Origin of the sequence: Desulfurivibrio alkaliphilus AHT 2, assembly GCF_000092205.1 — a bacterium.
Classification (GTDB): Bacteria; Desulfobacterota; Desulfobulbia; order Desulfobulbales; family Desulfurivibrionaceae; genus Desulfurivibrio; species Desulfurivibrio alkaliphilus.
Genome location: NC_014216.1, coordinates 793515 through 819471 on the forward strand (window position 1 = coordinate 793515; position 25957 = coordinate 819471).

Annotated in this window: 21 protein-coding genes; 8 read left to right on the top strand and 13 right to left on the bottom strand. The window is 60.5% G+C overall.

Annotation, left to right across the window (positions count from 1 at the left end):
• Positions 1–153 precede the first annotated feature (153 nt).
• Both DAAHT2_RS03420 and DAAHT2_RS03425 read left to right on the top strand, forming a co-directional pair.
• Positions 154–555, top strand: coding sequence for a response regulator (locus tag DAAHT2_RS03420; protein ID WP_013162903.1), 402 nt, complete (start codon positions 154–156; stop codon positions 553–555).
• Positions 548–1057, top strand: a complete 510-nt coding sequence (locus DAAHT2_RS03425) for a hypothetical protein (RefSeq protein ID WP_013162904.1) — start codon at positions 548–550, stop codon at positions 1055–1057. Before DAAHT2_RS03420 ends, DAAHT2_RS03425 begins: the two co-directional genes overlap by 8 nt.
• Here DAAHT2_RS03425 and DAAHT2_RS03430 read toward each other — a convergent pair.
• From DAAHT2_RS03430 to DAAHT2_RS03465, 8 genes are all read right to left on the bottom strand, one after another.
• A complete protein-coding gene (locus DAAHT2_RS03430) occupies positions 1042–1440 on the bottom strand; it encodes a response regulator (protein ID WP_013162905.1) in 399 nt (132 codons plus the stop codon). The genes DAAHT2_RS03425 and DAAHT2_RS03430 overlap by 16 nt on opposite strands.
• Entirely contained in the window at positions 1433–1975 is a 543-nt protein-coding gene (locus DAAHT2_RS03435; protein WP_013162906.1) for a chemotaxis protein CheX, read from the bottom strand. The genes DAAHT2_RS03430 and DAAHT2_RS03435 overlap by 8 nt, the downstream gene beginning before the upstream one ends.
• Positions 1953–4301: an ATP-binding protein gene (locus DAAHT2_RS03440; RefSeq protein ID WP_013162907.1), complete on the bottom strand. Its 2349-nt coding sequence runs from the start codon at positions 4299–4301 to the stop codon at positions 1953–1955. Before DAAHT2_RS03440 ends, DAAHT2_RS03435 begins: the two co-directional genes overlap by 23 nt.
• Positions 4298–5278 (bottom strand): NADH-quinone oxidoreductase subunit B family protein, encoded by a 981-nt coding sequence (locus tag DAAHT2_RS03445; RefSeq protein ID WP_013162908.1) that lies wholly within the window; start codon positions 5276–5278, stop codon positions 4298–4300. The genes DAAHT2_RS03440 and DAAHT2_RS03445 overlap by 4 nt, the downstream gene beginning before the upstream one ends.
• A 9-nt stretch (positions 5279–5287) precedes the next feature.
• Positions 5288–6856 carry a nickel-dependent hydrogenase large subunit gene (locus DAAHT2_RS03450; protein WP_013162909.1) on the bottom strand — a complete coding sequence of 523 codons (1569 nt, stop codon included), beginning with the start codon at positions 6854–6856 and terminating at the stop codon, positions 5288–5290.
• 182 nt (positions 6857–7038) lie between these two features.
• Positions 7039–9183, bottom strand: coding sequence for an ATP-binding protein (locus DAAHT2_RS13750; protein WP_013162910.1), 2145 nt, complete (start codon positions 9181–9183; stop codon positions 7039–7041).
• An 81-nt stretch (positions 9184–9264) separates the two neighbouring features.
• Positions 9265–10701, bottom strand: coding sequence for a dihydrolipoyl dehydrogenase family protein (locus tag DAAHT2_RS03460; protein WP_013162911.1), 1437 nt, complete (start codon positions 10699–10701; stop codon positions 9265–9267).
• Between the two features lie 12 nt (positions 10702–10713).
• Complete coding sequence (locus tag DAAHT2_RS03465) at positions 10714–11412, bottom strand: TVP38/TMEM64 family protein (RefSeq protein WP_013162912.1); 699 nt, start codon at positions 11410–11412, stop codon at positions 10714–10716.
• A gap of 191 nt (positions 11413–11603) precedes the next feature.
• Between DAAHT2_RS03465 and DAAHT2_RS14590 the strand changes: the two genes are divergently transcribed.
• From DAAHT2_RS14590 to DAAHT2_RS13755, 4 genes are all read left to right on the top strand, one after another.
• Positions 11604–12137 carry a c-type cytochrome gene (locus DAAHT2_RS14590; RefSeq protein WP_013162913.1) on the top strand — a complete coding sequence of 178 codons (534 nt, stop codon included), beginning with the start codon at positions 11604–11606 and terminating at the stop codon, positions 12135–12137.
• 147 nt (positions 12138–12284) lie between these two features.
• Positions 12285–15530 (top strand): radical SAM protein, encoded by a 3246-nt coding sequence (locus DAAHT2_RS03475; protein WP_013162914.1) that lies wholly within the window; start codon positions 12285–12287, stop codon positions 15528–15530.
• A gap of 156 nt (positions 15531–15686) precedes the next feature.
• On the top strand, positions 15687–17888 hold the full coding sequence (locus DAAHT2_RS03480; protein WP_013162915.1) for a PhnD/SsuA/transferrin family substrate-binding protein: 2202 nt from the start codon (positions 15687–15689) through the stop codon (positions 17886–17888).
• The gene (locus DAAHT2_RS13755; RefSeq protein ID WP_013162916.1) at positions 17881–19473 is read left to right on the top strand and encodes a sensor histidine kinase; all 1593 of its coding nucleotides are present in this window, start codon (positions 17881–17883) and stop codon (positions 19471–19473) included. The genes DAAHT2_RS03480 and DAAHT2_RS13755 overlap by 8 nt, the downstream gene beginning before the upstream one ends.
• 44 nt (positions 19474–19517) lie before the next feature.
• Here the strand turns inward: DAAHT2_RS13755 and DAAHT2_RS03490 are convergent, their stop codons facing one another.
• The 3 genes from DAAHT2_RS03490 to DAAHT2_RS03500 are packed head-to-tail and all read right to left on the bottom strand — an operon-like array spanning position 19518 to position 22064.
• A complete protein-coding gene (locus DAAHT2_RS03490; protein WP_013162917.1) occupies positions 19518–20351 on the bottom strand; it encodes a metal ABC transporter permease in 834 nt (277 codons plus the stop codon).
• The gene (locus DAAHT2_RS03495; protein ID WP_013162918.1) at positions 20344–21147 is read right to left on the bottom strand and encodes a metal ABC transporter ATP-binding protein; all 804 of its coding nucleotides are present in this window, start codon (positions 21145–21147) and stop codon (positions 20344–20346) included. The genes DAAHT2_RS03490 and DAAHT2_RS03495 overlap by 8 nt, the downstream gene beginning before the upstream one ends.
• Positions 21144–22064, bottom strand: a complete 921-nt coding sequence (locus tag DAAHT2_RS03500; RefSeq protein ID WP_218915039.1) for a metal ABC transporter solute-binding protein, Zn/Mn family — start codon at positions 22062–22064, stop codon at positions 21144–21146. The genes DAAHT2_RS03495 and DAAHT2_RS03500 overlap by 4 nt, the downstream gene beginning before the upstream one ends.
• Before the next feature lie 225 nt (positions 22065–22289).
• Here DAAHT2_RS03500 and tatA point away from each other — a divergent pair, with 225 nt between their 5' ends.
• Positions 22290–22520 carry a twin-arginine translocase TatA/TatE family subunit gene (tatA, locus tag DAAHT2_RS03505; RefSeq protein ID WP_013162920.1) on the top strand — a complete coding sequence of 77 codons (231 nt, stop codon included), beginning with the start codon at positions 22290–22292 and terminating at the stop codon, positions 22518–22520.
• A 290-nt stretch (positions 22521–22810) separates the two neighbouring features.
• On the opposite strand, the gene DAAHT2_RS03510 is transcribed toward tatA, so the two are convergent.
• Both DAAHT2_RS03510 and DAAHT2_RS14225 read right to left on the bottom strand, forming a co-directional pair.
• Positions 22811–24094, bottom strand: a complete 1284-nt coding sequence (locus DAAHT2_RS03510) for a class II fructose-bisphosphate aldolase (protein WP_013162921.1) — start codon at positions 24092–24094, stop codon at positions 22811–22813.
• A gap of 223 nt (positions 24095–24317) precedes the next feature.
• On the bottom strand, positions 24318–24518 hold the full coding sequence (locus tag DAAHT2_RS14225) for a cold-shock protein (protein WP_013162922.1): 201 nt from the start codon (positions 24516–24518) through the stop codon (positions 24318–24320).
• Between the two features lie 581 nt (positions 24519–25099).
• Here DAAHT2_RS14225 and DAAHT2_RS13765 point away from each other — a divergent pair.
• Positions 25100–25867 (top strand): OmpA family protein, encoded by a 768-nt coding sequence (locus DAAHT2_RS13765; protein ID WP_157861401.1) that lies wholly within the window; start codon positions 25100–25102, stop codon positions 25865–25867.
• Positions 25868–25957: the final 90 nt, after the last annotated feature.

A 25957-nucleotide genomic window follows, 5' to 3' on the forward strand; every position in this document is an offset into this window, starting at 1 on the left:
GTAGTACTGACTTACCGGTCAAACGGGCCGTAATCGTTCAGCAGTGCCGCAGATTCGGGCAAGCAGCCAGGTGCAGCGTACACCGGGTACTCAAGCCTGGCTGATCGCCCGAAGGTGCGGTGCTGCTGAACGATTACAGGAAGGGAGGAGTTTATGCGTATTGTTATCGTGGATGATTCCGCCACCGCCCGGATGTTCATCCGGCGTTGCCTGGAAATCGCCGGTTTCCGGGAGGCGGAGATCATTGAGGCGGAAAACGGCCGCCAGGCCCTGGAAACGATCCGGCGGCAACGAGTGGATCTGGTACTCACCGATCTGACCATGCCGGTGATGGATGGCTCCACCCTGCTTAAGTGGATGAAAAGCAACCCTGAGCTGGCCGACACCAAGGTGCTGGTGGTAAGCAGTGCCGGCAATCCCGCCAAGGAAAAAGAATTACTGGAACTGGGAGCCATGGCGGTGCTTGGCAAGCCGGTCTCCCCGGCCAGGATCAGCGCCCTGTTGCAGGGCCTGCTGCCACCGCAGAGTGAGCCAAAAGGATGGGACGATGAATGAGACAAGTGCTTGGGATGAATTGTTGCCCAAGGTGATGGCGGAGGTCATGGAAAATACCGCCTTCACCGAGGCTCGGCCGGTGGCCGAGGCGCCGTGCTTTGACGAGGGGGTGAGGAGTGTCGCCCTGTTGGTCCACGACCCGGTGCAGGGGGAGTTTCGTCTGCTGATGGCCGAGCCCCTGGTCAAGCATCTGGCCGCCACGGTGTATGGTCCGGTGCTGGAGGAGATTGACGAAGCGATCGAAAACGATTTTCTGGCCGAGTTGCTCAACACCATTGCTGGTCGTCTGCTGGGGGAGATGCTGCCCCCGGAGTGCAGTTTTCAGCTGGGCCTGCCCGAGTCGCGGGAGGGCCTGGCGGCCTGTTCGCACCCACCCTGCCTGAGTTGGCATTTCACCATCGAAGAGCTGAACTGCACCATCTCCCTGCACGGTGAAACCCTGCTGGCCTTGCGGCGGCCGCCGACCCCCGCCGATGATGAGGCCGGTTATTCCTTTTTGTAGCGTGTTATTACCTGGTTGATGCTCTCCTTGAGTTTTTCTATTTTAAAGGGTTTCAGTACGTAGCCTTTGGCGCCGGCTTCAATGGCCTCAATGACCATCTGCTCCTGGCCGTGGGAGGTGACCATGATGATCAGGGCGTCGGGGTCCATGGCCAGGATGCGGCTGGTGGCGGCGATGCCGTCCATTTCCGGCATGGTGATATCCATGGTTACCAGGTCGGGCCGGGGTAAGCCTTTGTCTTTAAGGTACTTGAAGGTCTCCACCGCTTCCATGCCGCTTTTGCAGGTTTTGCTTACCTGGTGACCAAGCTGCTCCAGCATGGCCCCCAGTTTTTTTATGGTTAAAGCCGAGTCGTCGACAACCATTATCTCGAGATTAGTCATTGATTCCCTCTGCATAGTCCAGGTTCATGGTAAAAAAATCTTTCGGTCCGACAAAATGAATACTCATCAGGCCGGCGCCGGTTACAATTTGAATGGTCCGGAAAGTCGCCCCTTTGTGACGGGTAATGGTTTTGGCTTCATTGATCACCACCGGGGGGGTAATAGAAATGGTTTTCCCTTTTGTCTCATGGCCGGCAATGGCGTTGCCCGCCACGATGTTAATCATTTCCGCCACTGCTTCCTCCCGCATCTCATCCCGTTCATCGTCGGCGATTTGCAACCCTTCGGCACTGGCGGTAAGAATTTTTTCGGCCAGGTCATGGTCGAAGCTGAAGGCCACCAGCAAGCGGATTTCCGCGTCCAGAGCCAGGATTGAGGTCAATTCCCGCAACTGCATCCGCACCACGTCCTCCCCGGCCTGGTACGCCTTGTTTACGGGGATTTCCAGCTCCTCCTTCAGGTATTCGATGGTCCGTTTGCCGATGGCCTGCATCAGGCGGCGCACCCGGCCGCTATTGAGCTTGTCGTTGCTCATCACTCTCCTCCGCGGTGATGTTTATCGGTTTTTTCTCCAGATAAGGCAACCGGAAGCGGAAAGTCGTGCCCTGCCCGGGGGTTGATGTTACCTCGATGCGACCGCCAAGTCTCTCCGTTTCAGCCTTCACCGCTGCCAGTCCCACGCCGCGGCCGGATAACTCATCGGCCTGGTCCTTGGTGGTGAACTGGTCATCGAAGATCAGCAGGTGGAGTTCCGCCGGTTGGGCGGCGGCGGCCTGGTCGGCACTCAGGCGGCCGAGTTCCACGGCCTTGCGGCGAATGCTTTCGGCATCCAGGCCGCGGCCGTCGTCGCTGATTTCCAGGATAATCTCGTCGCCCTCTTGCCGCACCAGGCAGTGGAGGTGTCCCTCCTCCTCCTTGTCCTGCTCCCAGCGCTCTTCCGGTGTTTCAAGGCCGTGGTCCACCGCGTTGCGGAACAGGTGGACCAGAGACTTGCTGAAAGGCGCGTAAATCTCGGGTGCCACCAGCAGGTCTTGATCATCGATCTCGATGGGGGCCAGCTCTTTTTCCCGGCGTTCGGCCAGTTTTTGCGCCGCTTTGGCGTGGCCGGCCAGCAGGTTGCGAAACGGAACGTAGCGCAGCCGCTGCAGCCGTCGGAGCATGGTTTGGGTCTCCTCGCTGTCCAGGCTCGGGCCTTGGCCGTGCAGCAACCGCTCGGCCAGATTTTCCAGCATCTCCACTTCCTCGGCGGCCAGCAGAAGCTGGCCGCGACGGGTAAAAAAGGCTTCTCCCAGGGTCTCACGCAGGATCAGCAGGTCCTGCTCCAGGGCGGCGTCGGCCTGCTGCATTTGGTGTTGCCATTCCCGGGGGTCGGGGGTTTGTCCGGCCTTTTCCTGGTCTTGCCGCAGTTCTGTTTCGAGCTGGTGCAGGCTGCGGGGCAGGTGAATGAACTCCAGTTGGCCGAATAGTCCTTTGAAGGTGTGGACCTGGCGATAGATCTCGTTTATGGCCGATTCCCGGTCGCCGGCGGCGGCATCAAGCAGCCGGGGCAGTTCCTGTTGGCCGAAGCGGCGGTAATCGTCCAGGACCTCGAAAAGCTCCGCCGATTCGGTGGCGGCGCAGACAATCAGCCGCAGCCGGGTCTGTTCCTCGGCGACCTGGGACTCCAGGCGCAGTTTTTCGGTGATATCGGTGATGACCAGCATCATCAACCGCTCACCGATGAGCCGGTAATCGACTTCCAGCTCACGGTCGTTGAGTTGAAAATGGCCGGGCAGCAGGGAGAGCAGGGTTTCGCGTTTGAACTCATCAGGGGTTTCGAAAATCCGCCGGATATTATCGCCCAATCGGCCGGCCTCCGGCTCGTTGGCGGAGCACAGAAGCTCGGTGATGGGTTTGCCGCTCAGTTCGGCGCCCAGCAGAGTTTCGCACTCCCGGCTGTATTCCGGTTCCACTCTCAGGTCGGGGCCGAAGGAGAGAAAGCCCTGGCCGGAGTTGTCGAGCAGGCCGCTCAGGCGCCCACTTTTTTCAGTCAGTTGTTGCCGGGTGACCAGGATCTGGCGGTACATGGTGGCCACCAGGAAGGTAACCGCCAATATCAGGGCGGCGTTGAGCAGCAGAAAGTAGATCAGGCGGCGGGTGTTTTCGTGGGCCTGGGAGAGAAAGGCGCCCTTGTCCATACTGACCCCCAACACCCCGGCCAACTCGCCGACTCGCCAGTTGGTGTGGCAGACCAGGCACTGGCTGTCCACCGGGATCCGTTCATAAAAGTGAGCGGTGCGACTGCCCAGTGCTTCAGCCCGGCCCCGATCATTGAACGAGATACCCTGGTCGAGCTGGAAATGGCAGTCGGCGCAAGGCTGCCCGGCCACCTGGCGCAGGTGTTGCCGGCCGCTGGGGGAGTTGCTGCGATCCTCCAGGTTCCAGTCGTCACGCAGGAACATCCCCCTGGTTTGGCGGTAAAGCTCCTCGTTGGGGTTGATGAGATTGCCCTGGCTGTCGCGGACAAAGGGGATGCCGACGGTAACCTTGCCGGAACGGTAGTTCATCAGACCGTCGCGATCGTAAAGGGTGGTTGCGACCACGCCTTCCAGTTGGGCGATGTTGTCCATAACCAGGGCGAAGGATTTGCGCTGCCCTTTTTCGATGGAATCCCTGGTCTGGGTGATGTAGTTGGCGAGCACCCCGTAACCCTGATCCCGGATCATCGCCTCGGAGGTCTGGAGCTGGTAGTGGTGAAAAAGCACCATGGCCGGCAGGGAGGTCAGCAGCAGGCAACAAAAAACGATGCCCATGAACCGGCCCCGCACCCGTTCCGGGTCGCTGTTGCTCAACCATTGCCGCCAGGCCGGTGGTGGAGTCATTCCGTGCCTCCCCGCTCCCGGCGGTATGGAGCAATGCTGTCTCCCTGCAGCAGCCCTTTGCGCACCCGGGGGTCGTCGTAAAGATGATAAAGGACCGGCCGGGGAAAAAGCTCACTGGCGCAGCCGATACAAGGGTGGCCGGCCCGCAGGCAGTAGTTGCTGTTGCCGTTGTAACCGTTGCCGGGGCAGTCATTGTAGGTGACCGGTCCCTGGCAGCCCAATTCCAGCAGGCAGCCCTCCTCCCAGATGTGGCGGGCAAAGTCCTGTTCCTGGAACGAGGCGTAACGGGGGCAGCGCTGGTGGATGGTGTGACTGAAAAAACGGTTGGGGCGACGACGGCCGTCCAGTTCCGGTAAACTCCGGTGACGCATGAAGTACAGCAGGGTGTAAACCAGGTGCTCCGGTTTCATCGGGCAGCCGGGCAGGTTGACCACCGGGGTCTTGATTCCTTCCTGAGCCAGATGCTCGGTCAAGGAAACCACCCCGGTGAGGGTGCCGGGCATGGCAGCCACGCCGCCGGAGACAGCGCAGGTGCCGGCGGCCAGGCAGGCGCTGGCCCCCGCCGCCAGCCGGCTGACCCAATGGCCCAGGGGTTGATGGTCAAGCATACAGGCATGGGGCATGGTGGCCGGGATTCCGCCTTCCAGGACCAGGAGATAAGGTTCATCGCCATCGGCCAAGGTCGAAAGCAACTCCCCCACCTGGTTGCCGGTGGCCTGGGCCAGGTTGGGGTGGTAAAGCAGGCGACTGAACTGGGTCAACAGGTCCAGCACGGTGATCTGTTCGATATTGAGCAGGGAGATGGAGCAGCCCGAACAGGAGGAGCCTTGCAGCCAGACCAGGTTGGGGCGCGGCCGGGAGCGCTCATCTGCTTCGGCGGCCAGCAGCTCTTCAAAGGAGAGCAATGGCGCCGCCCCGGCGGCGATTACCACCCGGTAAACTTTTTTCAGGAATTCCCGGCGACTGAACGGAGTCATGAAACCTACCTAGTGCACGGAACAGGCAATGCAGGGATCCGCCGAGCGGGCGATCCGCGCCGCCTCCAGCGGTTGCTCCGGGTTGCTGATCCTGGTTCCCAGCAGCATCTTTTCCACCGCCCCGGGCTTGCCGGCGGCATCTTTGGGGCCGAAATTCCAGGTGGAGGGCACCACCAGTTCATAATTTTTGATCAAGCCGTCTTTGTCGGTTTCCAGCCAGTGCCCCAAGGCGCCCCGGGAGGCCTCGGTTATCCCCACCCCCCGGGCGTTGCGCGGCACTTCCCGTTCCTCAAACCCCAGCACGCCATCCTTTACCATTTCAAGCTGCTCCTTAAGCCGGCCGATGATCAGGGCCGCCGAGAGGTAACGGCTGAGGTGGCGGCCCATCACCGAGTTGTAATCGGCCACGGTTATGCCAAGCTCCCGATTGGTGTGGTCCACCAATTCCTTCAGAGCCTGGTTGCCGCCTTGGTGGTAGCTGTTGACGATGCGGGCCGCGGCCCCGACTTCCATGACCTCGCCGCGATAGCGGGGAGCCCGGCTCCAACTGTACTTGCCGCCTTTTCGCTGCTCTTCCCGTTGGAACTCCTGCCAGTCCAGGGGGGTGAGGCGGCTGGTGGCCAGGGGCGGCAGGGCGGTGCCGGATTGCTGGCGGTAAAAGGCGTAGGTGTGATCTTCGTTGATGGCGTCAAGCTCCAGAGGTTGGTGTTCACCGTTCAGCAGGGCGCCCCCGGCAAAGAGGTGATTGTCGCCATCGGCCTCGGGCAGGAAGGGAAAGGAGAGAAAGTTGCCGTAACCCCGGCCTTCCTGGAAGTAGTGCGGAAAGGCCCGGCAAACGCTGAAGATGTCTTCGCGGTAGGGTCCCAGCACAAAGGCTTCGGCCCGCCGCAGCAGGGTGCGATATTGGGCCAGCATTCCCAGGGTGGGCCGGGTGGTGACCCCGCCGGCTTCAATGGCCACCGGGTGCGGCGCCTTGCCGCCGAAAATGGCCACCATCTTCTGCAAATCGGCCAGCAGGGTGAAGTTGGCAAAGTAGTTGCGGACCAGCAACAGGCTGTCGGTGTCACCCGGCAGTTGATCGTCGTGGCGGTAACGGGGCAGGAACGGGGCGCCGGGGAAGATCCGGGATGAACGGACTTCTTCCTCCACCCATTGGCGAACTGCCGCCAGCACGGGATCGCCGCCTTTGTAGGCCAGTACCGCCTCAATATCGATGAAATCCAGGGCGCTCAGTTGGTAGAAGTGCAGCAGGGAGTCATGCACCAGGTAGGCGCCGGTGATCAGGTTACGCAGCAACTGGCCGTTGGCGTTGGGGCGGATGCCCATGGCGTCTTCCAGGGCCAGGGCGGCGGCTTCGGCATGAGCATATGGGCAGACCCCGCAGACCCGCTGGGTGACCTGCTGGGCCACCCGGGCGTCGTAGCCGATCAGCGCCTTCTCCAGGCCGCGGAAGAGCAGGCCGGCGGCCCGGGCCTGGGTGATCACCCCATCTTCCACCCGGGTTTCGATCTTAAGATGCCCTTCCACCCGGCTGAGGGGGTCAATGGTAATCCGCTTGCTCGTGCCGCTCTCATTCATGATGAGTAGAGGATTAACCAAAACTTAAGGGGCTGTCAATTAAATCATTTTTTGTTGTCAAATTAACAAATAAAGGGTGCCAATTATTTGTTGTAACGTAAAAAAACGCAAACAGTAACTGTTGGTGTCGGGCGGAATAGTCAAGCTGGTTTTTCCCGGTCGTGGCTGGAAGTTGTGCTTGCTTACTTTGGCGCTGCCCGCTCGGCTTCCGATTCCAGATCCCGGCCCGACCGCGGCAGGGTAAAAATGAAGGTGCTGCCCTTTCCTTCACCCCGGGAGTCCACCCATATCCTGCCGCCGTGGCGTTCAACGATCTTGCGCGCCATGGCCAACCCGACCCCGGTGCCTTCGTAACGCTCCCGGTTGTGCAGGCGCTGAAAGACCTTGAACAGGCGGGAGAACTGCGCCGGATCAATGCCGATGCCATTATCTCTAACCGAGAACTCCCAGCAGTGCTCCCCGGGGCGAACCTCGACCATGACCACCGGCGGGCGCTCGGGAGCCCGGTATTTCAGGGCGTTGCCGATCAGGTTCTGAAACAGCCGTACTCCTTCGTTATAGCTGGCCTCCACCACCGGCCAGTCGCCGATCAGCTCCACCCGGCCGCTGGTTTCAGCCAGCAGGGGTTGCAGGTAGTTGATGGCCTCCCGGGCCATTTCCCGGCTATCCACCGGGGCGATCGGTTCACCCAAACGGCCCATCCGGGAGTATTCCAGCAGGGCGATCAGCATCTTGTCCATCCGACTGGCGCCGTCGGCGGCGAAGTGCATCATCTCGCGGGTTTCGCCTTCGAGTTGACCGCCTAGTTTGTCTATCAGGATTTTGATGTAGCTGTTAATCATTCTTAGCGGCTGCCGGAGATCGTGGGAGGCGGCATAGGCGAACTGCTCCAGTTCGGCGTTGGAGCGAGCCAAGGCCTCCTGGGCCTTTTTTTGCGCGGTGATATCCCGGCTGATGCCGAAGATACCCACCACCTTGCCCCGGGCGTCGAACAGCGGCCATTTGTTGGTCTGGACGTAACCGATCCGGCCGAGTTCATCGTAATAGGGGTTGATTTTGTTGAGTAGCGGGATTCCCCGGCTGAAAACCGGCGACTCTTCCTCCTGGTAAATGCGGGCCGTTTCGGGCGGGAAAATCTCCCGGTCGTGTTTGCCGATCATCTCCCGCCAGTCGGTATGGCCGGTGATTTTCGCCATGGCCTGGCTGCAGAAACGGATCCGAGAGTGCTCATCTTTGAAATAGACAAAGTCGGTGGTGAAGTCGAGGAAGGCCTCTACATCTCGGGAGAACTCGGCCAGCTTCTGTTCGCTGGCGCGTAATTCGGTCATCGCCGCTTGTCGGGCCCGTTCGCTTTTATGCAGATGGCGGGCGACCATCAGAAAGCCAAACCCCAGCAAGAAGGCAATCGCCATATTGACCTTGGCTCGTTGCCGCCAGCCGGCCAGGTAATGGGATTGCGCCATGGCTGCCTGCACGTAAAAGGGGAAGTTATCCAGCACCTGGAAACTGCCCAGGCGTTTGATGCCATCGGGGCTGGCCGTGTAGGTCAGCTCGCCCTGGCGTTCGCCGGCTGCGATGCGCTGGTAGATGGGGTTGTCGGGGGGCAGCGGCTGGTTGAAGTCCGCCGGGTCGTAGGCGGGCTGGCGGGCGATCAGTACCGTGGTGTCGCTGCGCCGCAGGAGGACGGCGCCGCCGGGACCGGGGTCCAGGGCGGCCAGTAAGCGATTGATGTTTTCAAGGGGAATTACGGCGCCGATGATCCCTTGGAAGTTGCCGTCCGCGTCGCGCCGGGCCCTTATCTGGCTTATGACATCAGTGCCGGTGGTGCGGGCGATGATGATGTCGGAGAAGGTGGTGTCGATTTCGGGGTTGTCGCGTAAAAGCTGAAAATGGGGCCGATCGGCGATGCTGATCGGGGTAGTGAAGGGGATGGAGGAGTAGCTCTGCCGGCCCTCGGCATCAAATACAAAAAGCCCTTCAATGCCCGGAAAAATTTTCTTCAGGGCAGCCAGGCGCTGGCTTATAACGGTTTGCTGGTCAGCGGCGGAAAGTTGTGCAAAACCCTGCATATCGCTGGGCACAAACTGCAGCATCTGGTCCACAAACCTGAGCCCGCCGTCGATTTGCTCAAAATTGGCGTTTAACTGCAACCCCAGCGCCTGGGTCAGGTTTTTCGTGCTGGTGAGGGCTTTTTCGCTGTGCTGCCGGTGTTCGCTCAGCAAATCAACACCCAGCAAAGCAAGGAAGAGCACCAGCGCCACGGCCAGCCAGGGAATAGCGGCGGCGGTTCGCTGCTTGGTGGAGCGGAAAGGCAATTTAAAGTTCATCGGATTTCACCGCTGATGGGCAAAGAATGCTGACCTAAAGTAAAGTAAGGTTATCGCCTCGGCTGGACATTTGCAAAAAAATCAGCCCCGGTAGCCGAAAAGCAGTTTCAGGATTTTGCGGACGCGGGGGGAGAAGATCTTTGGGGCCAGTAACGAACCAGCCGCCTTTTTGTTGATCTCGCTCAAGGTGGGGTAGGGGTGAATGGCGGCGGCGATGCGGGCCAGGCCAACTTTGCCGTTCATGATCGCCACCCACTGGCTTAAGATGTCGCCGGCCCCGGGTCCGGCAATCGTCACCCCCAGGGGACGGTCACGGCGGTCCAGCAGCAGCTTGAGCCTGCCGCCGGTTTCGCCTTCCGCCCGGGCCCGGTCGTTGGCGGCAAACTCCTCGCTCAGCACCCGGTAGTTCAGGCCGGCGGCGCTGGCGCTTTTTTCGTTATGCCCCAGCCCGGCCAGTTCCGGCTTGGTGTAGGTGCAGTGGGGTACCCAGGTGTAGTCGGTTTTGCGCGGCAATCGGAAAACGGCATTGCTCAGGGCGATGCCCCCTTCGTAACCGGCCACATGGGTGAACTGGTAGCCGCCGATGACGTCGCCGGCGGCGTAGATATGTTTATGGCCGGCCCGCAACCGGCGGTCCACCTTGATGCCCCGGGGGTCGAAGGGCACGTCGATTTGCTCCAGCCCCAGGCCGTCGGTGTTGGGGCTTCGGCCCAAGGCCACCAGCAAGGCTTCGGCGGCAATGGTCTGTTCCCGGCCCGCCGCATCAGCAACCACCACTTCGCGCCGATCACCGCCATCGGCCACCCGCCGCACCGCCGTTTTAAGCAAAAACTCAACCCCTTCCCGTTCCAGCTCCCGCTGAACCAGGGCCGCCAGGTCGGGATCCTCCCGGCTGAGAATCTGGTTGCTGCGCTGGACCACCGTCACCTTGCTGCCCAGGCGGCTGAATGCCTGGGCCATCTCGACGGCGATGGGGCCGGCCCCCAGGATCAGCATTGAGTCGGGCAGGTGGTCCAGGTAGAAAATTTCCCGGTTGGTCAAATGCGGGGTTCTATCCAGGCCGGGGATGGCCGGGATCTGGGGGGATGACCCGGTGGCGATCACCCAGGCTCTGGCGCTGGCGGTTTGGCCGTCGATCTCCACCGCGTGCTCGTCGCGGAAACGGGCCGGCCCAAAGCGGATTTCGGCCCCCAGGCGGGAAAAGCGTTCCACCGAGTCATGCTGCTGGATCACCGCTATCACTTCCCGGATGCGGGCCGCCACAGCGGCAAAGTCCACCGGCGGTGGGGTGATGGCCGGCAGCCCGTAGCGCGCTCCTTCTTTCATCTGCTGATAAACATGGGCCGACTTGAGCAACGTTTTGCTGGGCACGCAGCCGTAATGGAGGCAATCCCCGCCCAGGGCCTCTTCTTTTTCCACCAGCAGGGTCTTTACCCCCAGTTGCGCCGCCCCCGAGGCCACGGTCAAGCCCGCCGCGCCACCGCCGATAACACCGAGGTCATAATCGAATTTGCTCATCTGCAAAACCTCTCACTGTTGCTTTTCCACCGGTACTGCCTGTTGCAGGGCCTGGCGGGCCAGCCGGGTGACGTAGATGGTGACGGTCAGGGTGGCCAGCAGCCCCAGACCTTGGAAGGCCAGCTCCCAGGTTCCGGCGGAAGGAGTTTCTTCCAGTGCCGCCCGGGCCACGTTGCCGGCCAGTGAGCCGGCGTAAACATAAAGGAGGGTGCCGGGCATCATGCCGATCCATGAGGCCAGCACGTAATGGGGAAAGGGGATGCGGGTCAGGCCGTAGGCGTAGTTGATCAGGTTGAAGGGGAAAACGGGGCTCAGCCTGGTAAGAAAAACGATCTTCCAGCCCTTTTGGGCCACGGCGGCATCGATTGCGGCAAATTTGCTATTACCCGCCACTTTGCGCTCAACGGCCTCCCGGGCCAGAAATCGCCCCAGCAGGAAGGCCAGGGCGGCGCCCACGGTGCTGCCCAAAGATACCGCCACAAAACCGCCGGCCAGCCCGAAGATGGCCCCGGCCCCGACGGTAAGAATAAACCCCGGCAGAAACAGCAAGGTAAAAAAAGCGTACAACAGAAAAAACACCACGTAACCGGTAAAACCCAGGCCCTCCACCCACTGCATAACCTCCACGGCCAACTCCCGGGCGGGCAGCAGGTACAACCCCATTGCGACAATCATTGCCAGCAGGCCGGCAACCAGCAGACGAATTTTCATGCCGCTTCTCCCTCCGGTTCGGGGGCGATGTTTTGCCGGTCGGCGTACTCCCGTCAGCCCCAGCAGCCCCGACAGTTACCTAGCGTAGCATTATTTTACTTGCACAGCCAGTGCTGTATGTGGAGAATGAAATAAGCGTTCCAACATGATTACTCTGTTTTGAGGAAACCAACGCAAAAGGAGGTGGCAGCATGAACGGTAAAGGAAAAAAGTTGGTTTTAACGGCGGCACTGATGATGGGGCTGGCAGTGCCGGCGACCCTGATGGGGCAAACGGCGGCCGAGGAACGGGGCCAGGCTTTGTTTAATGATCCTAAGGCCTTTGGCGGTCAGGTGTCCTGCAACTCCTGCCATCCCGGGGGGCAGGGGCTGGAGCGATCCGGGACCAAAACCAGATTCAGGATCATGGGTGAGCGACAAAACAGTTTGGCCGAGGCGATTAACTTCTGCATCATCAACGCCAACAAAGGTGAGGCCATCGCCGAAGACTCTCGGGAGATGCAGGATATGATCGCCTATATCAAGTCCCTGGCCGCGCCGGCGCCGGCTTACGGCCCGCCCCCGCCCGTCCCCGGCCCGGGTTACGGGGTACCGCCCAGGCCCAGGGCACCGGGTTATGATATGCCACCGGCTCCTCCGGGGCCCGGTTATGGAGTGCCGCCCAGGCCCAGGACGCCGGGTTATGATATGCCACCACCCCCCCCGGGACCGGGTTACGGCCGTTAAAGCATCAAGCAACAGGTGGTAACTTATCACTATAAGGCCAAAGTTTTATTTATGGCTCGGTGCATACTGAATTGCCAAAATCTATTTGACCGGGCCTTAGCTATTGCTTAAGTTGCGCCGCTGAACTGCAAAACAAGAGGCGCAACCATGCTTGACGAGTGGCGACGGCTGACCTGCGACAGCCGGGCGATTTATGTAAATTCTGAAAAACCAGACTGGGTGGTGGTCAACAACCGGGCCGATGGGCTGTTGCAGGCTCTGCAGGCCGGCGGCTCCTCCGGCTCCCTGGCTGAGGCGCTTTGTGCCGCCGGCCGGGAGGGCGGGCTGGACCAACAGGAGTTGGCCACCAACCTGGTGACGGCCGGGCGCCTGCTGGCCCGACTGGGCGAGCAGGTCCCGCCCTACCCGGGCCGGGGCGAGTTGTTGCGGGAGGGTGAAAATCCCGCCCTTAAAGAGTGCTGGTTTCACCTTACCAACAACTGCAATCTTGCCTGCCGTCACTGTCTTTTTGCCTCCCGCCCCGGCCTGGCGGCCGAGAGTCTGCCCGCCGAGTTGCTGCGCCGGGGTCTGGCCGAGGCCCGGGAGATGGGCTGCCGGCTGTTCTATTTCACCGGTGGCGAACCTTTTACCTACCCCGATTTTACCGCCATCCTGACTGGGCTGCTGGCCGATCCCGACCACCATGCCGTGGTGCTGACCAACGGCCTGCTGCTGGTCAACCACCTGGCCGAATTGCAAAAGTTGCCCCCCGGCCGGCTGCACCTGCAGCTCAGCCTTGACGGTCTGGCCGAGCAGCATGATCAGCTTCGGGGGCGGGGCAGTTTCACCGGCCTGGTGGAAGCCCTGCAACTGCTGCGTCGCCACGGCCTGGCGGCCACCCTGGCGGTGGCGGTAAACCGGATCAACGTCGAACAACTGCCGGCCATGGTGGATTTTGCCGCCGAGCAGGGGGTGGGTAATCTGCATCTGATCTGGCATTTTGTCCGCGGCATTGGGAGCCGGGAGCAGTTTGTCGCGCCGGCCGAAATCCTGCCCCGGCTGCTGGCCGCCCAGGAGCGGGCGGAAGAGCGCGGGGTGCTGATCGACAACGTGGAAACCCTGCGCGGCCAGGTTTTTTCCTCGCCGGGCACCCGTTATGATTTGGCCAACACCGCCTGGGAGTCGCTGACCGTCGGCCCCGACGGCCATGTTTATCCCTCGCCGGCCCTGATGGGCGTCAAGGAGCTGGACTGCGGCCCCCTCAGCGACGGCCTGGCCCGGATCTGGCAACAAAGCCCGGTGCTGCGGCAGATTCGCGCTACCTCTCTGCAAGACAGCGAGGCCTACCGGCAAAACCCGCTTAAATTGCTGATCGGCGGCGGCGATCTGGACCACAGTTATCTGGCCGGCGGTGCACCGGTCGGCCATGATCCTTACCTGGAACTATACAACGGCCTGGCCCTGTGGCTGATCGCCCGCCAGGCCGACAGTTATCCCGTACCGTCACCGGCGGTCGCCCGGGAGCCGGCGGTGCTGCTGGCCATGGGTGAGGTAAGGCATGACTGTCCAGACGGCGGAGCGGCGGTCAGCTTCACCCATTGCAACTGCGTGATCTCCCTGGCCGACGAGCAGGGGCGGGGGCATGGGCCGGTGCGGGAATTTTACGCCGCCGCCGCCCGCAGCGCTCAAGATGACATCGTTAACCCCCTGGCTCCGGAACAGGGTCTGGCCACCTACATCCCCGAGGAGTCCCGCCGGAAATCGTACGGTTGCGGCAGCCCGGTCCATGATGCCGCCCCGCAACCCGGCCAGGTGCTGGTTGACCTGGGCAGCGGCAGCGGCGTGGAGTGTTTTATTGCCGCCCGGGCGGTTGGCCCGTCTGGGCGGGTGTTCGGCATTGATATGACCGATGAGATGCTGGCCCTGGCGGAAAAGTCCAAGGCGACGGTGGTGCGGGAGTTGGGGGTTGATAATGTGGCTTTCAAGAAGGGACTGCTGGAGGCCATTCCCCTGCCCGATGACTGTGCCGACCTGGTGATTTCCAACTGTGTGATCAACCTCAGCCCGGACAAACGCCGGGTCTTTCACGAGATTTGGCGGATTCTCAAGCCCGGCGGCCGGTTGGTGGTTTCCGACATCGTCACCGATGAGCCGGTGCCGGTGGCGATAAAAAACAACACCAGGTTCAGGGGCGAATGCCTGGGAGGAGCCATGCACCAGGAAGAGCTGCTGGCCATGTTGCATAGCTGCGGTTTTGCCGGCAGCCGCCTGCTCAAGCGCTTCCCCTACCGCCAGGAGGGCGACACCCGTTTTTATTCCCTGACCTTTGCGGCCGACAAACCAGTGGCGCCACAAAACCTGGAGGTCATCTACCGGGGGCCCTTTGCCGCCGTGCAGACCGCCGCCGGGGTGCTGCTGCGCCAGGGGCAGCGGTTGCAAACCGTCCTGAATGAGGCCGAGCGCCGGGATGAGGCGATCCTGGTGCTCGACGAGGCCGGGGCGGTTACCAACCTGCCCATGAGCGGCGGTTGTTGCCCGCCTGCCTCACCGGAAGATCCAGCTTCAAAGGAAGCTCCGGCAGGGGCAGCGTCGGCGCCGCTGGAGAAAACCCTGCCGCTGTTTACGCCCGGTTCGGGCAATTCGGCCGGTGGGCCGGGGGCTGCCGCCGGCAGCTGTTGCCCGTCGTCGGCAGCGCCGGCCGGGGCCGGTACCGCCACCGTCCGGCATCAGGCCGGCTGCCTGGTCTGTGGTGAAGAACTTCGATACTCCCGGCAAGAACGTGATCAGGCCTGCCATTACTGCGGTGTGGTGAGCAAAACCAACGCCGTCTGCCGGCAGCATCATTACGTCTGCGACGACTGTCACCAACGTGACGGCCTGTCGGTCATCCGGGCGATCTGCAGTGAAACCAGCGAGCAGGACATGCTGGCCCTGCTGGCCAAAATCCGCCACTCTCCGGCTATTCCCATGCACGGCCCGGAACATCACGCCCTGGTGCCGGGGGTGATCCTGGCCACCTATCGCAACCGGGGCGGCGAGTTGAGCCGGGAAGCGATCCTCACCGGCATAGCGCGCGGTTCCCAAATACCCGGCGGGGCCTGCGGCTTTTGGGGCAACTGCGGCGCTGCGGTTGGGGCCGGGATCGCCTTCAGTATTCTGCTGGATGCCACCCCGCTGTCCCCCAAGCCCCGCCGCCAGGCACAGGAGATATCCGCCCGGATTCTGTCCGCTGTCGCCTCTGTCACCGGCGCCCGCTGCTGCCGGCGGGAAGCCTTCATCGTCCTGCGCGAAGCCGCCGCCATCTCCCGAGAGCTGCTACCGGTTTCCCTGCTGGCTGAGGCCGACTTCACCTGTGACCAGGCTGTGGCCAACCCTCAGTGTATCCGCCGCCAGTGCCCGCTGCTGCCATTGTAAACGTCCAGCAGCGCCACATCTTCGGGCGATCAGCCGGGTTTGCGCACGGGGTGCGCCGCCGATTGTTGTTTCCGGGGCTGGAAAATGATAAAGGTAGATGGCAGTGCCCGCTGATTCTTTGCAAGCCTGACCTTTTTCAACGGAAATCAAGGTAAAATGAAACTCTTAACCGGGCGGCGTTCTCATCTGTTGCCAATAATGCTCTTTTTGTTGCTGCTCCTGCTCCCTGGAACGGGCCAACCGCAAACGGCCGACGAGCGGCTGACCTTGGGGGTTCTGGCCTATCGCCCGGTGCCGGACACCGAGCAGCGCTGGCAGCCTCTGGTCGATTACCTCAACGCCGCCGTGGCGGATCTCAGGCTCGACCTCAAGGCCCTCAATTACGACGACCTGGAAAATGCCATCGCCGCCGGCGAGATCGACTTCGTACTCAGCAACCCGGCCCATTACGTGCTGCTGGCCCATCGGGACAACCTATCCTCGCCGCTGGCCACCATGATCAACCTGGTGCAAGACCAGCCATCCCGTGGTTTCGGTGGGGTGATTCTGGTGCCCTCCCAACAGCGGGAGCTGCAACAGGTCAAGGACCTGGCCGGCCGGACCGTGGCCACGGTTTCCCGCAAGTCCCTGGGAGGGTTTCAGATGCAGGCCTTTGAGTTGCGGCAGCAAGGGGTAAACATTTTGCGGGAGTCTCGAGTGCTGGAAACGGGCATGCCCCACGACCTGGCCGTTGACACCATGCTGCGGGGCGAGGCCGATGCCGCTTTCGTCCGCAGCGGGGTAATGGAGGGGTTGATCCACGAAGGGCGGCTGGACCCGGAGGTGGTCAGGGTACTTAATCCGTTGCCCCGTTCTGAGTTCCCTTTTGTGCTTTCCACCCGGCTGTATCCCGAATGGCCCCTGGTCGCCCTGGCCCATGTCGATGAACAGGCGGCCCTGAAACTGGTTACCGCCGTACTGGCTTTGCCCCATGGTGGCGAAGACGCTCGCCGGGCGGGGATTTACGGCTTTACCTTGCCGGCCGACTACCGGCCGGTGGAGCAACTGCTGCGCGAATTGCGCCTGCCGCCTTTCGAGCAGTCGCCTTTCTTTACCCTGCATGATGCCTGGCAACGCTGGACGTGGTTGATCGTGGCCACGGTACTGTCCATGCTGTTTTTGCTGCTGTTGTCCATCGGCATGCTCTGGGCCCGGCGGCAGGTGGCCAGGCAACAAGCCCACACCATGAACCTGCTTAGAAGCTTAGGGGAAGGGGTTTACGGCACCGACCGCACCGGCCGGTGCACCTTTATTAATGATACCGCCCTGGAGATGCTGGGCTTTACCCACGAAGAAGTTATCGGTGCCGACCAGCACCAGCTTTTTCACCACCACACCCCCGACGGCCGGGAGTACCATGTGGAGGATTGCCCGGTTTATCTTACCGCCATGGATGGCCGGGTGCGGCGCCTGGAAGAATGGTTTTTTCGCAAGGACGGCCGTGGTTTTCCGGTGGAACTGGTGGTTACCCCGGTGCGTGAGCAGGGAAAAATCACGGGGACCATCGCGGCTTTTAAAGATATCAGCCAGCGCCGCCGGGCCGAAGAAAAGCTGCAACGGCAAAGCGAGGAACTGCACCGCTCCAACGCCGACCTTGAGCAGTTTGCCTATGCCGCCTCCCACGACTTGCGGCAGCCCCTGCGGATGGTACAGGGTTATCTGCAACTGCTGGTGCGCCGCCTGGGTAGTCGTCTTTCATCGGAAGAGCAGGAGTATATCTTTTACGCCACCGATGGCGCCCGGCGTATGGACGAGATGATCGTAGGCCTGTTGAATTTTTCCCGGGTAGGGCGCAAAGGCGATCCCATGGCTCCCCTTAATGGCCGCGCTCCCTTGGATGAGGCCCTGGCTTTTCTGGCTCTGGATATCGAGAAAAGCGGTGCCACGATGAAAGTCGCCGGCCGGTGGCCGCAAGTGGTGGCCAGTGGCGATGAACTGACCCGGTTGTTCCAGAATTTGTTGAGCAACGCCATTAAATATGTCCCTGCCGACCGCACCCCTGAGGTGGAGGTGGAATCTTCGGTGGTCGGTGATTGTTGGCGGGTTGAGATCCGTGACAACGGGATCGGTATCGACCCGAGCCAGCAGCCCCGGTTGTTCAAGGTTTTTTCCCGTCTGCAAAGCCGAAAGAAATTTGATGGCACCGGCATCGGCCTGGCCCTTTGCCGCCGGATCGTCGAGTGCCACGGCGGCAGCATCGGGGTGGAGTCCGCCGGTTCCGACCAGGGGGCGGTATTCTGGTTTGAGTTGCCTCTGGAACCAAAACTTGCCGAAGAACCAGATCCTGATCCCGATCACCAGGGAAAATACCATGAATGAACAGGTCGATCAAAAGAGCCCCGGGGAACTGTCGTTGCCTGGGCTGGTGGATATTCTTGGCAATATCAACGATGCGGTCTGGTCTTTTTCCTGGCCCGAGCTGGTAATGTTATTTGCCAGTCCGGCCACGGAACGAATTTACGGTCGACCGCCGGCGGCTTTTATTGAGCAGCCCGATTTGTGGCGGACCATGATGCACCCCGACGACCGTCACCTGGCCGACCGGATCATCGAGCAGTTGCAGGCTGAGGGGATGGCCGACCTGGAGTACCGAATTGTCCGGCAAGATGAAACCCTGGGCTGGGTGCGCGACAAAAGGCGGCTGGTGTACGATGACCAACAGCGACCGCTGCGGGTGGATGGCAGTATTTCCGATATCACCACCCAAAAACAGGCCCATGAGGCTTTGCGGGTCCTGGCGGAAAGCGGCAACCTGCAGGAGCAAAACGTCTTGGCCTTTCTGGTCGGCGAAATAGCGGCATCCCAGGGCAAGCGCCATGTGCTGATTGCAGAAATCCCCCCAGGGCAGCCGGATCTTGCCCGGACGGTGGCGGTCTGCAGCGACGGCAAGCTGGTGGAAAACTTCAGTTATCATCTGGCCGACACCCCATGCCGCAACGTGGTCAACCAAGGGGTCTGCTTTTACCCCCGCAACATAAGGCAACTGTTCCCTCGGGATCAGTTGCTGCAGGAGATGGAAGTGGAAAGTTACTGGGGCACACCCCTCTTTGCCACCACCGGCGAAACCATCGGTTTACTGGCAATCATTGATGATCGCCCGATGGCCGAGGAACCCCATAACACTGCGTTGCTCAAAAGTTTTGCCGTGCGGGCGGCGGCGGAACTGGAGCGCCGCCACGATGAGCTGCAACGGGATCTGATGATCTCCGCCCTCAGCCGCTCCAGCCAGGAGATGAAGCGGCTGGCTGAGGTTATGGCCCACCATCTGCAGGAGCCAACCCGCCGCCTGGTGACCTTTGCCCAGCGGTTGCGCAAAAGTTTCAGCTCGGACCAGGAGAGTCGTGAAAGCCTGACCGCCCTGGACTTTATCGAGTATGAGGCCTGGCGACTCAGGGCACTGGTTAATGATATTCAGCAGTACCTGAGCACCGAAGCTCAACCGCCGCAGGCGGTGGCCAGCGATGTCCGGGAGGTGCTGGCAGCCGAAGAACGGCGGCTGGCACCCCGGCTGGCCGAAATCAACGGTCGGCTCGAGATCGGTGAACTGCCGGCGGCGCCACTTGATGTGTCGCGGCTGCAAAAACTGTTTTCCGTGTTGCTGGATAACGCCATTGGCCACGCCACCGGCCATCACCCCCTGTTGATCAGGGTCAGCGGTGAGAGCTTACCGGGGTTGCTGCGGTTTAAAGTGGAAGACAACGGTCCCGGAATTGCTCTTGAACAGCGGAAAAAGGTTTTTAATCTGTTTGAAAAACTGGACTCCTCGCAGGCTGGAACCGGCCTGGGGCTGGCCATCGCCCGACGGATCGTCGACGGGCAGGGGGGCTGGATCGGGATCGGGGAAAGCGAGCTGGGGGGAACGGCGGTAATCATCGAGCTGCCCCGGAGAGATGGGGAAGGTTGAGCAAAGGCAGGCTTGCCGGCGGCATTAAAACAGCGCCGAATCGGTTATGAGCGCCGGGCCAGCAGGGAGAGCAGGTAAGCGCCGGCGGCCACCAGGATAATGGTGGGGCCGCTGGGCAGGTCGTGCAAAAAGCTGATGCCCAGGCCAAAGCTGACAAAGAGCAGGCAGCAAACGATGGCCCCCAGCATCATCTGCCCCAGGGTGCGGGCAAAGGTGCCGGCCACCGCCGCCGGCAGGGTGAGCAGGGCGATCACCATGATAATGCCCACCACCCGGACCAGCAAAACCACGGTCAGGGCGGTAAGGCAGAGCAGCAGCAGGTGATACAGGTCGCTGTTCAAGCCACGTAGCCGGGCAAATTCTCCGTCGAAACAAACCGCCAGCAACTGGTGGTAAAAAACCGCGCAGACCGTCACCACCACCAGGTTCAAGCCCAGCACCAACCAGATATCGGTTTGGCTGATCAGCAGAATATTGCCGAAAAGATAGCTCATGGGCTCCACATAGCCCGGGGTCTGGGCGATAAAGAGCAGGCCGATGGCCATGCCGGTGGCCCAAAGCGCCCCGATCACCGTATCTTCCCGCTGCTTGGCATGCAGGCTGACCAGCCCGATGATCAGAGCCGCCAGCAGGGCGGCGATCAGGGCCCCGTATAAGGGGTCAAACCAGCCGATGCCCACCCGGTGCTGCAGATAAAGCCCGGCGCCGATGCCCCCCAGTACGCAGTGGGCGATGGCCCCCGCCAGGTAGCTGATCCTTTTGGCCACCACGTAAGTTCCCATTATCCCAAAAGAGACGCTGGCCAGCAGGCCAACTAAAAAGGCATGGCGAAAAAAGGAGATATCGGGATTGCGCAAGGCCTCGATGAGTTCAAACACCGCCGCTCTCCCCCGGCCGGCAGTGGCCGCCGACGCAAGTGTGGTCATGCCTGATCATGGCCACATCGCCACCGTAGAGTTCCTGGATCATCTGGCCGTTAAGCTCCGAGACCGGGTGGGTGACCACCTGGCGGTTGACGCAGGCCACCCGCTGGAAAAAACTGGAGGCAAAGCCGATGTCGTGGGTAACCACCACCACGGTGCGGCTTTGATTCAACTCCTTGAGCAGGGCAAAAAGACTTTGCTCCGATTTAAGATCGATGTTGGCGGTTGGTTCGTCCAGCAGCAAGATTTCGGCGTCGCTGGCCAACGCCCGGGCGATCAGGGTTCGTTGCCGCTGGCCGCCGGAAAGGGAGGCAAAACGCTGCTCGGCCAGGGGTTCGAGTTTCATCAGCGCCAAGGCCTGGCGGGCGGCCTGGCGATCGTCCTGGCGGTACCAGCCCAGGGGCTGGCGGCCCAGGCGACCCATGAGCACCACATCCATCACCGTGACCGGAAAGAGGGGGTCGTAATGGGCGTACTGGGGCACATACCCCAGACGCAGGCGCACCTCGGCCGGTGTCCGCCCCAGCACCCGGATTTGCCCCCGTTGCGGGGTGAGCAGGCCTAAAATAAGTTTTAGCAGGGTGGTTTTGCCGCCGCCGTTGGGGCCGACCAGGCAAATGGAATCCAGGTGATCAATGCGCAGGTTTACCTGTTGTAAAACCGCAGGTTGATGGCGGTTGTAGGCAAAATCAAGCCCGCTCACCTCGATTACCGGGGCGGCGTTGGCTATGCTTTCTGCCGGCGGATTCACTGGTCACCGCTCGGGGTTAAGGCTTCCTGGATGACGCTGGCCATCTGTTCCAGGTTGCGCAGCACGTCGGCGGCCAAAGGGTCCAGCATGACCACCCGCCCGTCGATGGCGCGGGCGACGGCGTCGGCGCTGCGCCGGTCGAACTGGGGTTGAGTAAAAACCACCCGCACCCCTTCCCGGCGCGCAGCCTCGATCAGGGCAATCAACTGGCGCGGGGTGGGCGATTTGCCGGCAATCTCCACCGGCTTTTGCTGCAAGTCGTAAGCGGCGGCAAAATAGCCGAAAGCCGGGTGGTAAACAAAAAAGGTCTGCCCGGCCAGCGGCGCCAGCCGTGCTTGGTTGCGGGCATGCAACTCTTTAATGCGTTGCCGCAGCCGTTCATGGGCCGCCTGGTAATGGGCGGCATGATCCGGGTCGGCGGCGCTTAAGCCGTTCAGGATATGCCTGCTGATGATCAGCAACTCTTCCGGTCCCAGCCAGATATGGGGGTCCAGTTCGCCGTGCCGGTGAGCGGCCCCCTCGCCATGGCGGTGATCGTGGTCGTGGTGATGTTCCGGCATGGGCAGTTTATCGATATTGCGGGAGACATCGATAATTTGGGGCCCGCTTCCCTGCTGCTGGGGAGTCCTGGCCAGCAGGGTGCGCTCAAAGGGCATGTTCAGGGCAAAAAAGATGTCGGCCCGAGCCAGTTCCGTGACCTGGCCGGGGCGCGGCTCAAAGGTATGGGGGTCCTGGCCCGGGGGAATCAGGGTCCCAACCCGGACCCGCTCGCCGCCTATTTCCGCCACCAGGAAGGAAAGCGGCGCAATGCCGGTGATTACTCGCAGTTCGGCGGCCGCGGCCGTTGCCGGTCCGGCCGCTGAGAGCCAGCAGCAGAAGAGCAGGGCGGTAAGGCAGAGTTGGGCTTTCGAGATCATGGAATTTATGGGTTTGATCATGGTTGGTATTTTTTGTTTTTGATCTACTATCTTGCCATTGCTTTCGCAACAGAGATTGCAAAAGTTGGTTTTTTTTCCTGTAATATGAGTTAGAATGTCATTTAATAGTTTGGGCTCACCGTTTTCCCGGCTGGCTGCCCCGGTGAGATAACGGTCTTTTGGTTGTGGTAGTCGCCCCTTTGTCGCGGAGCAAGGAGAATCGCCATGTTTGGTTTGGGAATGCCGGAGTTGATTGTCATCCTGATTATCGCCTTTCTGGTTTTTGGCGGCAAAAAGCTGCCGGAAATCGGCTCTGGCCTGGGAAAGGCCATAAGCTCGTTTAAAAAAGGAGTACGGGAGGTGGAGCAGGAAAGTGGAGTCAGCGACATCAAGTCCTTGAAAGAAGATATCCAGGATGAGGTCAACAAGGTCAAGGATGCAGGCGGCGGCAAATAGTCAACCGCATTAAGGCCCAGTTTCCGCTTCATCCGCTTCACTTCATCCGATTCGTCCGGCAAAAGCCGTTAGCGCCAAGCTCTTCAAGACCATGGCGCTAACGGCTTTTGCCGTTTTACTTCCTGGCAAGGCAGAATCGGCACAACTGCTCACCAAGGCCAGTAGCCTGCCGGTTTAACAAACAGTAATCGTTCTGCAGTGCTGCAGGTTCGGGCAAGCAGCCAGGCGCAGCGTACCCCTGTACGTAAGCCTGGCTGATCGCCCGAATATGCGGTGCTGCAGAACGATTACTAGTCGTCGAAATCTCCTTCGGGGCCTTTGTCGCTATCCAGGGTAGCGGCTTTTTCAACAATTTTGTCGCCGGTCCACTGGGCCGGGTCTTCCAGGCGCTCCGCCTTGGGGCCAAGGTCGTGGCTGCCTTGCTGAATAATCGCCGCCAGGGCCGCCTCGGCGGTGTCTTCGGCGTTAAACACCGAGGTGAGCAGTTTGTAGACAAAATCCTCCACCGCCTTGCACATCCGCTGCCGTACCGCCGCCGGCTGACCGGTGAGACGGTTGGCAAAAGGCAGGTTGAGATTCTTGTAATTGCCTCCCTTCCAGCCCTGGGCCTCGGCGTAGGCCACCATTTCCTCCCACAACGACTCGGTTACCCCCTCGTTCTTGAGTTTCACGAAACGACCGTCGGCATCGAGCTTGGCGTTGCCGTAGTCGTTGACCTCCACCCCCCAGGAGACCATCTGCAGGGCGGTGGCCACGTTGGCCTTGGTGGTCCGGGTCTGCTCGGCAATGGCCCGCAGGCGGTCCGAGGAGTTGCCCGAGGTGCCGTGCTGGGCACCGGAGATACGGTAGGGGGAAAGCTGGTCATGAATCTTGCGCGTCAGTTCCACGTCAATCCCGGCGTCGCTGGCTTCGATGCCGTGGGTGGTGCCGTTGTTAAGGGCGATCCAGTCCGGGAAGATGTTGTGGGCATTGAGCCCCTGGATCAAAAACAGGGCCTCATCGGGGGTGGACAGCCCGCTGGTACCTTTGATTTCACCCACCTCGGTTTCATAACCGGCCCAGGCCGGCACCAGTTGGCTTAAGGCCAGGTTGGTCAGCAGGTTCTTGTCGTCGGGCAGGTGGGAGGCGTCGATGGCGATGGAAGTGATCCCGTGTTCAAAGAGGGTGGGGATCTCCACCTTGGCGAAGTCGATGTCGCTTTCCTTTTTCAGCCCGTAATGGTCGGCGTGGATGGCCACCGGAATGGTAATCCCCAACTCGTTCATGGCCGTGTCCACCAGGGTGGCCATGTTCCAGTAATTTACCGGGCAATAGGCCTTGGCACCGCCTTCGGAGCGGGCGATTTCAATGATGATGGCGGCATTGGCCCGCTGGGCGGCGGCCAGGGCGCCACGGATAATAAAAGGATTGCGGGCGTTGGCGGCGATGGTCATGCAGCGGCCCTTGGTCAACAAGGCCCGGTCGATAACCTTGCCGCTGACGATCAGGGCTTTGGAATTGGGGAACAGGGCGGTGATGTTGGGGGGGCGACCCACCGCCAGCGCGCGTTCAAAATCAGCCTGGTTAACGGCCATGGCAAACCTCCTAATTAGTCTATAAAAACTGGGTTGAAACAGATTCTCGGTAGATGGTGCGACTTACCGCTATGATACCCAGAAGAGAATAGCCAAGCGGCAGCAAGGGTGCAAGAACTGAATGGCCTTTTTTTGCCCCTGCCTTGGCGTGGCCGGCCAATTGGCACAAAAAAAGCCCCGTACCGAACGGTACGGGGCTTTGTGGATTCAGGGTGTAAAAATCTTAGAGCTGGCGAACGTTGCTTGCCGCCGGGCCCTTGGGACCGTCAACGATCTCGAATTCGACCCGGGCTCCTTCCTGCAGGGACTTGAAGCCCTGCCCCAAAATGGCGGTGTGATGTACGAATACGTCACTGCCGCTGTCTTGAGCGATAAAGCCGAAACCTTTTGCGTCGTTGAACCACTTTACTGTACCTTCTGCCATGATCTGCTACTCCTCATACTGGACGCGGTCACCAATGACCACTTGATAAGTTCACCAGGCCCGGCCGGTAACCCCGGCTACACCTGGCTTGCCGCCTCTTGCGCCAACAAAAAAACCGCACGGTCAATTTTGCCTGTGCGGTTTTCCTCTGCGTAATCTTGTTAATCACCAAACAGATGTTGCGCAACAACGGCGTCTAAAAAAACATAACCAACTAAATACCACGGCGCCAAGGGGATGGCAAGATAAAAAAAACATTATTTGCAGCTTGGGTGGCGAGAAACAGGCCGCCAACTTTAAAAAAATAATTTCAGCCCTGATGTTTGCTATCATGCTGTAATTTCGCGATTTACACTCAGGGAAGCAATGGTGCTAATTTTTGATTGACAGATACCGCGCGTTGCAGCGACGATACATTACGCCATGATGGAGTATTGAGGGCCTAAGGAAAACTTGCATTCACCAGGGAAGGGGAGGTGGACATGATGAGACTGAAGACAAGCTTATTGCTGCTGGTTGCAATGACAATGCTGGTTGCCGGCATCTTGCCGGCCGCTGCCCAGGAAGTGCCAGAGCATCCCTTGATACGTCCATTTCCCGGGGCGGTGCTGCATGAGAGAAGCTCCGTTTATCAGAATTTCGACTCCTACGAATTTCAGGTGCGAAACCCGCAAACCGGGAGAGCCGAAAGGCAGATGGTTAAGGGGGAATATCGACGGCTGCGCTATTTTTTGCATAAAGAGGATGGTAGTCGCGACACCAGTGTTTCACGGGTGGAGTATTTTGAAAATTTTAAAAGCGCCGCTCTGGCCATGGGGGGTGAAATCAAATGGGAAGACTCAAGGGAGCTGGTGTTTACCATTCCCCGTGAAGATGGAGGGGTAACCTGGTGTCGGGTAGAGGTGTCGGTGGGGGCTGGTTCGACAATCCTGATTATCATTGATGAAGAACCTCTTGAAATAAAACTGGAGTTTGGCCCGGACCAGATGAAAGCCGCCCTCGACGCCGACGGCCGGATCGCCCTTTACGGTATTCTCTTTGATTACGACAGGGCAACGTTGCAGCAAGCCTCGAGCAAACAGCTCCAAGGAATAGTGACCCTGCTGCACGATCATCCTGACCTGCGGCTTGAGATTCAGGGGCATACCGACAGTGATGGCAGTGCCGCCTACAATCTTCAGCTTTCCCAGCGCCGGGCGGAATCGGTGCTGAACTACCTGTTGCTTTTCGGGATTGACCCCTCGCGTCTTAAGTCGAAAGGATATGGCGAAACAATGCCGGTGGCGCCCAACGACACGGCTGAAAATAAAGCCAAAAACCGCCGCGTGGAGCTGGTGCGGCTGGATTAACGGGGCGGCCGGTAACAATCTCTTCCCGATTGTTACCGGCAGTGAAAAATGGAATGACATTTTTCCTTGACGTCAGCCAACAGCCCCACT